This is a genomic window from Halobacteriovoraceae bacterium, assembly GCA_020635115.1.
GTDB lineage: Bacteria > Bdellovibrionota > Bacteriovoracia > Bacteriovoracales > Bacteriovoracaceae > JACKAK01.
Map to the genome: position 1 here is coordinate 216,965 of JACKAK010000007.1, position 11,095 is coordinate 228,059.

An 11,095-nucleotide genomic window follows, 5' to 3' on the forward strand; every position below is an offset into this window, starting at 1 on the left:
TTTTAGTATGCATTTTTATTAAAGAGACCTTTCCACAAAGTAAGAAAAATAATTTTTATATCAAACCAGAAAGACCAATTTCGTATATAGTAAAGATCACAAGCAATTCGTTGTTTGAGGCATGTATCTCCTCTCCATCCATTGACTTGGGCCCAACCTGTAAGCCCTGCTTTCATTTTATGTCTTAACATATAGGCCGGAATTTCATCTTTGAATTTTTCTACAAAAAATGGACGCTCAGGCCTTGGCCCTACAAGACTCATTTCCCCTTTAATTACATTAAGGAGTTGAGGGAGCTCATCTAATGAACTTTTTCTTAAAAAATTTCCAAAAACAGTCTTACGTGGATTATCCTTATTACTCCATTCATTTTTGTCCTCATTATCAACAGCAATTCTCATCGTTCTAAACTTTAGCATGAAAAAATTTTGCCCATCTAATCCTATTCTTTCTTGCTTATAGAGAATTGGCCCAGGGGATGTTAATTTAATAACAATAGAAATAATGAATAAAAATGGTGATAATAAAATCAGCCCACAACTACATGCTGTAATATCAAAAATTCTCTTTAGATATCTTCCAACATCACTTATATTCGGCCGGTTGAGATTAAGAATTGGCACACCAGCAAAATCATCTATTTTATTGCCGACAAATGAAAAAGGAAGATCAGGTAATATTTGAATTGGGATCAGATCATTGTGGTATTTTTGCAAAAAAGTTTGAGTGTAAATTGAATTCTGATGACTATAACTTAAAATCAAGGAATCTGGAGAAAAACGTTCTTTTATTTGACTGAAATCATTTCCTAGATCCTTAATATCTTTTTGTCCTTCTGCCTTTCCATGTGAATCTAACCAACCAATTATTTTAATACCACAATCTTTATAAGAACGTATTGCTTTTATATACTCTTCTATTTGACTTCCATCTCCAATTAATAAGTAATGGCGGAGGTTCCTGCCATTTTTTCTAAGATGACGTAGATAGTTTCTCACAACAATTCTTACAAATGTAAGTGTGAATGTAGATAAAAGAGCATATGTCAGGATAAATATCCTTGATACCTTTGTCTCGGCGAAAAAATACAAGACAATAATAAAGAATATATGTGCATATAAATTTGCAAAAAATACTGCCGTAATCTCTGCCCCACGTCGAGTAAAACGTTGAGATTTATAAAGTCCAAATTTTTGAAAAGAAAAAACAGTAATCAAACCAATGAGGAAGGAGAGTTTTGCAAAAAGAATTAACAAACCCTGTTGCCCTTGAAAAAAATCAAAACGTATAAAATACGCCAAAAACCACATTAAAATTACAACTGTAAAATCCAAACATTGCTGAATGAGGGATAGATATTTATCTAATTTTCTGAGCATCTTTTTGTCCTAGGGGGTTTTTTATCATTGACAACATTTTAAGACAAGTTTGGGTGGAGAGTGAAGTGACAAATGATTAGTCTAGGGTTAAAATCGCTTTGCTTATTGAGATCCAGGAGAAGATATGAAACGTGCGTTAATTACAGGCATTACAGGGCAAGACGGTGCCTACTTAGCAGAACTATTACTTAGCAAAAATTACGAGGTGCATGGAATTAAAAGACGCTCTTCATTATTTAATACAGACCGAATAGACCATATCTATCAAGACTTACACGAAAATGATGTCAAACTCAAATTGCACTATGGGGACCTTACTGATTCTACGAATATCATAAGAATTATTAAAGAAGTTCAACCAGATGAAATTTATAACTTGGGTGCAATGAGTCACGTACGAGTAAGCTTTGATACTCCCGAATATACGGCCAATGTCGATGCACTTGGCACTTTACGCATACTAGAGGCCGTTAGACTACTTGGACTTGAAAAAAAATGTAGAGTTTACCAGGCCTCTACTTCAGAACTCTATGGCCTTGTCCAAGAAACTCCCCAAAAAGAAACCACCCCCTTCTATCCCAGATCACCTTATGCAGTAGCTAAACTTTATGGATATTGGATTACCAAAAATTATAGAGAAGCATATGGGATGTACGCTTGTAATGGGATTCTTTTTAACCATGAATCACCTATAAGAGGTGAAACTTTCGTGACGAGAAAAATTACAAGAGCAGTATCAAGAATAGGTCTAGGACTTCAAAAGCAAATGTTTCTTGGGAATTTAGATGCAAAAAGAGACTGGGGACACGCAAAAGATTATGTAGAGGCCATGTATCTTATGTTACAACAAGATGAGGCTGAAGATTTTGTTATTGCAACTGGAGTGACAACGACTGTTAGAGATTTTGTCGTTAAAGCTTTCTCACATATTGGAGTTGAACTTGAATTTTCAGGAGTGGGCGTTAATGAAATTGCAAAAGTTTTAAAATGCAATAATCCTGAATATAAAATTGAAATTGGCCAAGAAGTTGTAAAAATTGACGAACGGTATTTTAGACCAACCGAAGTTGAGCTACTACTAGGAGATCCAACTAAAGCATTTGAAAAATTACGATGGAGACCAAAACATAATTTAGACACTTTAGTTGAAGATATGATGATATCTGATCTTGAACTCTTCAAGAAAGATCAGTATTTGAAGGCCGGCGGGCATAAGGTAATGGAATATCATGAATAAAACAGATCGTATTCTTGTTTTGGGGCCTAAAGGCCTGGTTGGATCAGCAATTGTAAGAGAACTTAAACGCTTATCCTATAAAGATATACTTACCCCCGACAGAACGACCTTAGATCTAACTCAGCAAAAGGAAGTACTAAGTTATTTTGAAACCTACAAACCTCATTATGTTTTTTTAGCGGCCGCCAAAGTTGGTGGTATTATGGCCAACAATATTTATAGGGCCGATTTTATTCACCAAAACTTGATGATTCAAAACAATGTTTTTGAAGCTGCTCATATAAATAAAGTTAAAAGATTACTCTTTTTAGGGTCTTCTTGTATTTATCCCAAAGAATGTCCCCAACCAATGAAAGAAGAGTCACTACTTACAGGCCCTCTAGAACCAACAAATGAACCCTATGCTATTGCAAAAATTGCTGGTCTTAAAACGGCCGAAAGTTTTCGAAGACAATATGGGGACCAGTTTTATAGTGTGATGCCAACAAACCTTTACGGGGTTAATGATAACTATGATCTCGAAAACTCACATGTTATTCCTGGATTAATTGCCCGTTTTTTTAAAGCTAAGTCAGATGGTGATAAAACTTTTAAAGTCTGGGGTAGTGGAATGCCAAAAAGGGAGTTTCTCTATGTTGATGATATGGCCCGCGCGTGTGTCTATGTGATGAACTATACAAATGAACTACCAGATTTAATCAATATTGGAACAGGTGAAGATATTTCAATTAAAGATTTGGCCATCATGCTAAAAGATAAAGTTGGATTTGAAGGTGAACTACTCTTTGATACAAGTAAACCAGATGGAACGATGAAAAAGCTTTTGGACATATCAAAAATAAAATCTTTGGGTTGGGCGCCTGAAGTTTCTCTTGATGAGGGACTTAATTTGGCCGTCAATTTTTATAGAGAAAATTATTTATAGAGCTTTATTGTATATTCCACCATTTTTTTGAGAGAATATTCGTCTTCAATTAATTTTCTTCCATTTGACGATAATTTTTGTAAGATATCTTCGGAATTGATGAGATTAGTTAGTTTGTTTTTAAATTCATCGTATTGATCAAGATTAAAAAGTTCTACCGATGAATTCTTCGCAAATTGAGTGTGTCCTGTCACATTTGATAATAAACATGGACGTCTCATGGCCATGGCCTCAAGCACTGAAAGTGGCAGTCCTTCCCATCTCGCAAAACTAATATAAATAGTTAAAGAATTTAAAAAGGCCGTTGGTTCCATGACGCCTAAAAGCTTGATTGAATCATTTAAATTTTTTAGTGAAATTTTTTCTTCAAGTTTAATTCTTAGCTCTCCATCTCCAGCTAATAGAAATTCAAAACGTGTATGTGGATAATCGTGCTTATATTGCCCGATATAATCGATAAGAATATCTAATCCCTTTTGAAAATTAAATCTGGCCAAAGTTCCCAACACTAAACGTTCGCGATTAATCTTGTATTCAGTATTATATTCAGCAACATCAATCCCATTTCTAATCACAACGACACTTTTTTTATCACACATATTTGCGCGAAGTGCCTCTTTATGTTCATCATCTGAAACACAAATAAATTTGTCAGTTAAACTTTTCAAAAAGATATCTAAAAAATGTTTCATTAAACCAATAAGATTATTTTCTTGATGAATCCCATGAAATGTATGAATAACATTAATCCCTAAAAACTTACAAGGCCTAGAATAAACTCCAGCGCCTCTTCCATGGGAATGAACTGTTGAAATATTGTATTGCTTACACAATTTTAAAATCTTAATTAGATACTTCAATCTGAATGTACGATGCTCCAACTCTATATGTTGAAATGAAAGTTTTTTAAGCTCTTCTCCAAATGGTGGATCTAGTGGTGAAGCAGAAAATATACGAATATGAGGAGCATCTTTTTTAATGCTTTGTGCAAGTTGGAGAAGATGTTTAGGGCCACCACCCATATCCGAGCGTAGTGTTAACATTAAAACATTCATAGAATTTACTTTATTACGGCCAGGCTTATTGATAAATAATATACTACAAAATATTAAAGATTTTTTTTCTGAGGATTATATTGGATATTGATGTCTTGCTTTTTAATTATTCTAAAAATACCGGAGGAGCTGGCATAGCGACTGAACGACTGTATGACGCACTTTGCAAAAAGAAGATCCAGGCCAGACTCATCAATGCTCATAAGAGAAAACATTTATCAACTTTTTTTGATAAAATACCCAATAAAATATTTCAAAAAAAACCTGGGGCACTATGGTCCAATGGACTGTTTTCTAGCATTAATATTAAGGGCCATATTAAAAGTGAAAAACAGATCATCCATCTCAATTGGATTAACAACGGTCTGATTTCTATCGATCAAGTCAGTAAAATAAAAAATCCGATCATTTGGACTCTACATGATTTATGGCCAGTAACAGGTGGTTGTCACGTAGTAGGTGAGTGTCGCCAATTTGAATCATCTTGTGAAAATTGTCCACTTTTTAATCAACATTTTATAGAAATCGCAAAGTATTTGTTTAAAAAGAAGCAACGAATCTTTGGACTCCCTAATATCACTTTAACTGTGCCAAGTCAGTGGATGCTTGAAATGGTTAAAAAATCTGCATTGGGTCATAATTCACAAATTGAGATTATCCCCAATGGGATTGATCCTCATATGTTTAAAAGAATAAAGAATAAAGATATTCTTAGTAAATATAATATTTCTGAAAGTAAAATGACCCTTCTATTTGGTGCTAATGATTTATTGTTAGATAAAAATAAAGGTGTTGACCTACTCGATGAGGCCCTTAAGATTTTGAATGTTTTTGATATTGAGCTTGTGTTACTCGGAGCAGATAATCCTGGGCAGTATTTTAAGAATATAAATACAGTGTGTATTCCGAAGCTAGAAAAGTATGAAGATTTGATTGCTCTTTATTCTAGTGTGAGTCTAGTTTGTGTACCTTCAAGAGTTGAATCATTTGGACTTATGGCCCTAGAATCTCTTCAGTGTGAAACTCCAGTTGTAGCTTTTGACTTTTCTGGAACCAAAGACATTATCAATCATAAAGTGAATGGATATTTGGCCAGATCTTTTGATACTGAAGATTTCGCTTTAGGTATTTCTTATATAATTGAAAATATAAAAAAATTAGATATGGAAACTAAAAATGAGAATTTTTATATAGATAATGTGGCCAATAAATTTATTAAATTATACGAGTCTCTTTTATGATAGTATCAATAATAACCCTTAGCTTTAATTCAGAAAATACAATTGTAAAAACAATAGAATCTATATTGAAACAAGATTACCTAGATATCGAGCATGTGTTCATTGATAATTGTTCTTCAGATAATACAATTAATTTGATTCACAATATGTATGAATCAACAAATAGAAAGTACAAACTAATCTCTGAAAAAGATAAAGGCATATCAGATGGTTTTAATAAGGGTATTTTAAATTCAACTGGTGAAGTTATCGTTTTTTTAAATTCCGATGATTCCTATATCGGAAATGATGTCATATCAAGAGTAATGGAAATTTTTGAAGGTAATTCTGTCGATTTTGTTCATGGAGATATGATCTTTGAAGATAAATATTTTGGAACAAATATTAGAAAACCACTTTTATGTTCATTGGAATATGCTCTTCCCTATAATCACCCAACATTTTTTGTACGAAGAAGAGTTTATGATGAAATAGGACTATTTGATTTGAAGTACAAATTTACTATGGACTACGATTTGATCTGTAGGATGTATAAAACTCCAGATCAACCCAAGTTTAAAGGTGTTTATTTAAAAGGTGAACCATTAGTAAAAATGATGGCCGGCGGAGTATCTTGGAAATATGAACTAAGATCAATTATTGAAGTCGAAGAAATCTTAGAAAAATACGCTTTTCTAACTCCTAAGGCCAAAGCATTTCAGAGACAAAGAAAATTCAGAATAAGATTAAAATCTTACCTTGCAAGATTTGGACTCAGCTCTTTTGTCAAAATGTGGAGACGTTTAAAATGGGATCACTAGTTTACGATATTACTTTTGCTATAACCACCTATAATCGACCTGAAATGCTCAAAGAATGTGTCCAATCTATTCTTGATCAAACTGAGGCAAATTTTAAAATTATTATAGGAAATGACTATATATCAGTACCAATCAATTCTGAAGACATTGGATCGACTGACCAGAGAATAAAAATAATTAATTATAAAAACAACCTCGGTGAAATAGGTAATATGCGTGAAATGCTCAACCTTGCAGATACAAAATATTTTTCATACATTGCCGACGATGATCTACTTCATCCAAACTTTCTTAAGGCCGTAAATGATGCCATTAACGAATATTCTCATCCTGATTATATTTTCCCTCTGATAGAAACATTTATTGACAAAAAACCAATTCCTCATGAAATATACCAATTAAAGCAGGTAGACAAATCTGAATATCTTTCAAATTTTTTAAATAGAAACTGGTACACTCAAGGTTGCATCGGAGTTTATAATACTGAGAAACTCAGAGAAATTGATGGAATGGAAAAAGTAGGGAAAAAAGTATCCCTAGGATCGGATACATTATTAGGAGTAAAAGCTTCTTTACTTGATAAATTAGTTTTTATTTCAACTCCCATGTATTTTTTTAGATATCATGATCAATCTTTGTCGACTTCAAACAATGATGTTAAAACTCTTTACGATTCACAAATTGATGTCATCACAAAATCTCTTATCGTATTAAATAATGACTTCTTTTCAACACAAAAAAATAAGTACATTTACTCTTTTTTAAAATGGCAAATTCTCGATTATTATACAACATACACTCGGCAAAAGAAATTTAATGGGTTTGGTATTTGTTCTTATTTTTTTAATATTTTTAAATTCAGTAAAGACTTGAATTTATTTTATAAAGTTAAATTATTAAAACAAATGTTTATCTTAGCAATAAAAACATCGATCAAAAGTTTAAAGTGTGTACTGGAGAATTTTTTTAAAAAATCAACCCAGATGAAGTCAACTTAGATTTTCATATCTGAGAAGTTTGTCTTTCTTAATCCAATTCTGACATCGAATATAGTAAAGAAATAAACTAATTATGGTCGCAAAACTAAAATAAATGATATCAATCTTGAGATAGCTTACAATACTGTTTAATATAAGATTTAAAACAAGTATCTCCCCCTGAAATCTCAATAGGTGTTTGGTTTGATTTTTTCCGAGCATATAGTCGATATTAATAATATTACTACAAAATAAAAAACTAATAGATATTAATGAAAGATACAGAGCCCAATCGTCATGAAACTTTTTGATAATATATTTTGTCATAATCGGGAAAAATATAATTAACATTATTACAAGTGGTATCAAAAGTAGATAAACTCTTTTTTTTGCCGCTTTAAAATAATCAGATGCCTCTGAATGATTGTTCTGCGCAATCAAATTCCAGAGAATCTGTACTTTTGGCGCCATATAACTCGTAATGAGAAGGTTAACTGCAAGAGTAATTGTCGTAAAAAAACCATAAACGGCCAGTTGCTCAATTTCATAAAACTTTGAAATAAACAACCTATCAAGACTTAAAAAGAAACTATCCATTGCCGCAAGTAAATAGGCCGGAAAACCAACCTTATAGGCCAGACGGATATGTCTAATGAATTCGGGAGTCGGAAAAAAAGTTGTTTTATGATGAATGAAAATTGTAAACGGGAGCACAAGAATATTCAACACAAGTGGGGCAAGGATAAAGTATTCAAAATTTTGGTAATTGAATAAGATAAAAAGACGCAATAAGGGAATAAATGTTTCGCGCAAAAAGCGAAGCAAATTCAATTTATAAAACTCCATATGCGTTGTAAGATGGACATATTTATTTTCTATAAATCGATCTAGTATTAAACTTAAATAAAAGAAAATAATTGTTCTGGTGCTAACTCCAAAATCAAAAAAAAACAGAGAAATCCCTGCTAAAGTATGCAATATAACCGACAAAAAATTGATATCATTAAAAAAATGAATGGATTCATTTTTATTTTGAATACGCTGCGTTGGATATTCAAGTATTAAACCTTGAAAAAGCCCCAATTGGGCCAGCGGAATATAACTGGATATCAGCATTATATAAGTGAATAAACCGTATTGAGTGTTGGAGAACACTCTTACTGCATAGAGACCAACAATAAAACCCAAACCTTTAGTCATTAAAGTCAAAGTTATATTTTGAAGTCCCACATTTATTAAAAGTTCTCTTGGATTTTCTTTAAAATAAGAAAACTTTTCTTTGAAAGTTTTAAACATACTATTAATTTGTAAAAAATTCCCTAATTCTATCAATTACAAAGCTTAATTCATTATCACTTAAGCTGTGGTACATGGGAAGACTTAAACACTCTTTATAGTAACTTTCTGCAATTGGAAGACTAATTTCTTTTATACCCCTGTAATAAGGTTGGGTATGGATGGGAATATAATGAACTTGAGAATAGATATGATGTTCTCGAAGAAAATTGTATAATTCATCTCTACGCTTCGTTCGTAGAATAAACAAATGATAAGCGTTCTCCTGGCCCTCTATCTCTTTTTGAAAAGTGAGATCTCCGACATCTTTAAGACTTTCTCTATATATTTTAGCAATTTTTTTACGCGTTTTTAAATTTTGATCAATTCTTCTCATCTGAGAAAACGCCAGCCCTGCATTGATATCAGAGATTCGGTAGTTATAACCCAACTCTTGCATTTCATAGGCCCATGGATGAAGTTCTTTTCCTACAAAAAAGTTTTTATCATAAACTATGCCATGTGTTCTCAATCTTAAAAGATGTTTGTAAATTGATTCATCTCTACAAGTTATAATTCCACCCTCTCCCGCGGCGATATGCTTTACCGGATGCAAACTAAATACTGCCAGATCACTGTGAGAACAGCTTCCTGAGTGAAACCATTTATGTTCACTTTGATAGCGAGCTCCAATCGCATGACACGAATCTTCGATAATTTTAAAGTGATATTTGTTGGCCAAAAAAGAGAGCTCACTTAAATTATGGGCCAGTCCTCCTAAGTCAACGGGAAGAACAGCGGAAATATTAGTTGTTTTGAGCTTATCTTCTAATCTATTGAAATCCATAAGGTAAGTTTCAGGATCAATATCACAGAAATCAACATCTGCACCACAATAACGAGCACAATTGGCCGTGGCCACAAATGATATAGGAGTTGTGATAACGGTATCATTTTTTGAAAGATGAATTGATAAGGCCGCTAAATGTAGGGCCGCAGTACCATTACAAACGGCAACAGCATAGGGAGCGTTTGTTAGTTTTTTAAATGAATTTTCAAGTTTTTCAATCTCAGGTCCCTGTGTGAGCCACTTGTTTCTCAAGATATCACTTAAATACTCAATATCTTCTTGTTCAATTTTGTGCTTTCCGTAAGGTATGATATCCATAATTACACTGTAAAGTTAGGATCTAGTTGAGTTTTGATTAAATTTCGAATCTGCTCAACGTTTAACCAATGATCGTTATCGCCAGAATTATAACTGAATCCGTCCTTAACTTTTTTGCCTTTGAAATGATCAGTATATTCATCTAAATTCCAAATATGAGTAGATGGAGTGATTACGTAATATTTTTCAAATTCAAGTGTGGATAAAGAATCCATAGGTGTAATCATTTCTTCATGAATTTTTTCACCTGGGCGTATACCAATATAAGAAATTTTTGCATTTGGATTCACTGCTTTCGCAACATCAAGAATTCTGTATGAAGGAATCTTGGGTACAAATATCTCTCCACCCCAAGCATTTTTGATAGCACTAATGACAAGTTTCACGCCTTCTTCAAGAGTTATATTAAATCTAGTCATTCTTTCATCAGTAATTGTTAGCTCATTTAAATGTGCTCTACCTAAAAAATAAGGAACGACTGAACCTCTAGAACCAAAAACATTTCCATAACGAACTACAGAGAATTTTAAATTTCTTTTTCCTTTCATATTATTTGCTGCAACAAATAATTTATCACTACATAGTTTTGTGGCCCCATACAAATTAATCGGAGCTGCAGCTTTATCAGTGGAGAGCGCCACTACTTTTTTCACACCCATTTCTAATGCAGATTCAATTACATTTTCAGCTCCAAAAATGTTTGTTTTGATACATTCCATTGGATTGTACTCGGCCGCAGGAACTTGTTTAAGGGCAGCTGCGTGGACGATAATATCTATATCTTCACAAGCTCTTTTTAATCTGTCTCTATCTCTCACATCCCCGATAAAATATCTTAGATTTGGAAATTCAGCTTGCGGAAACTCTTGAGACATTTCAAACTGCTTAAGTTCATCTCTCGAAAAAATGACAAGTCGTTCTATTTCAGGATATTCTCTCAAAATTATTTCAATAAACTTTTTACCAAATGATCCCGTCCCGCCTGTGACAAGTATACTTTTGCCATTTAACATTTATCCTCCACTGTCCTATAATTGT

General features: G+C 32.9%; 10 protein-coding genes. 5 read left to right on the forward strand and 5 right to left on the reverse strand.

Going from position 1 to position 11,095, the window contains the following annotated elements:
* Window positions 1-2: 2 nt before the first annotated feature.
* Window positions 3-1,379, reverse strand: a complete 1,377-nt coding sequence (locus H6622_12745) for an undecaprenyl-phosphate glucose phosphotransferase (protein MCB9062381.1) — start codon at window positions 1,377-1,379, stop codon at window positions 3-5.
* Window positions 1,380-1,503: 124 nt separating this feature from the next.
* On the opposite strand from H6622_12745, the gene gmd reads away from it, so the two are divergent.
* Window positions 1,504-2,616 (forward strand): GDP-mannose 4,6-dehydratase, encoded by a 1,113-nt coding sequence (gmd, locus tag H6622_12750; GenBank protein ID MCB9062382.1) that lies wholly within the window; start codon window positions 1,504-1,506, stop codon window positions 2,614-2,616.
* Window positions 2,609-3,541 carry a GDP-L-fucose synthase gene (locus H6622_12755; GenBank protein MCB9062383.1) on the forward strand — a complete coding sequence of 311 codons (933 nt, stop codon included), beginning with the start codon at window positions 2,609-2,611 and terminating at the stop codon, window positions 3,539-3,541. Before gmd ends, H6622_12755 begins: the two co-directional genes overlap by 8 nt.
* Here H6622_12755 and H6622_12760 read toward each other — a convergent pair.
* Entirely contained in the window at window positions 3,532-4,596 is a 1,065-nt protein-coding gene (locus H6622_12760) for a glycosyltransferase family 4 protein (protein ID MCB9062384.1), read from the reverse strand. The genes H6622_12755 and H6622_12760 overlap by 10 nt on opposite strands.
* 80 nt (window positions 4,597-4,676) lie before the next feature.
* Between H6622_12760 and H6622_12765 the strand changes: the two genes are divergently transcribed.
* Genes H6622_12765 through H6622_12775 form a run of 3 tightly spaced genes read left to right on the forward strand, consistent with a single transcriptional unit; the run spans window position 4,677 to window position 7,635 of the window.
* Window positions 4,677-5,837 carry a glycosyltransferase gene (locus H6622_12765; GenBank protein MCB9062385.1) on the forward strand — a complete coding sequence of 387 codons (1,161 nt, stop codon included), beginning with the start codon at window positions 4,677-4,679 and terminating at the stop codon, window positions 5,835-5,837.
* A complete protein-coding gene (locus tag H6622_12770) occupies window positions 5,834-6,637 on the forward strand; it encodes a glycosyltransferase (GenBank protein ID MCB9062386.1) in 804 nt (267 codons plus the stop codon). Before H6622_12765 ends, H6622_12770 begins: the two co-directional genes overlap by 4 nt.
* The gene (locus tag H6622_12775; protein ID MCB9062387.1) at window positions 6,625-7,635 is read left to right on the forward strand and encodes a glycosyltransferase family 2 protein; all 1,011 of its coding nucleotides are present in this window, start codon (window positions 6,625-6,627) and stop codon (window positions 7,633-7,635) included. Before H6622_12770 ends, H6622_12775 begins: the two co-directional genes overlap by 13 nt.
* Here the strand turns inward: H6622_12775 and H6622_12780 are convergent.
* Genes H6622_12780 through pseB form a run of 3 tightly spaced genes read right to left on the reverse strand, consistent with a single transcriptional unit; the run spans window position 7,627 to window position 11,070 of the window.
* A complete protein-coding gene (locus tag H6622_12780; protein MCB9062388.1) occupies window positions 7,627-8,910 on the reverse strand; it encodes a hypothetical protein in 1,284 nt (427 codons plus the stop codon). The genes H6622_12775 and H6622_12780 overlap by 9 nt on opposite strands.
* Window positions 8,911-8,914: 4 nt before the next feature.
* Entirely contained in the window at window positions 8,915-10,057 is a 1,143-nt protein-coding gene (gene pseC / locus H6622_12785; protein ID MCB9062389.1) for a UDP-4-amino-4,6-dideoxy-N-acetyl-beta-L-altrosamine transaminase, read from the reverse strand.
* A gap of 2 nt (window positions 10,058-10,059) precedes the next feature.
* A complete protein-coding gene (pseB, locus tag H6622_12790; GenBank protein ID MCB9062390.1) occupies window positions 10,060-11,070 on the reverse strand; it encodes a UDP-N-acetylglucosamine 4,6-dehydratase (inverting) in 1,011 nt (336 codons plus the stop codon).
* Between the last annotated feature and the right edge of the window lie 25 nt (window positions 11,071-11,095).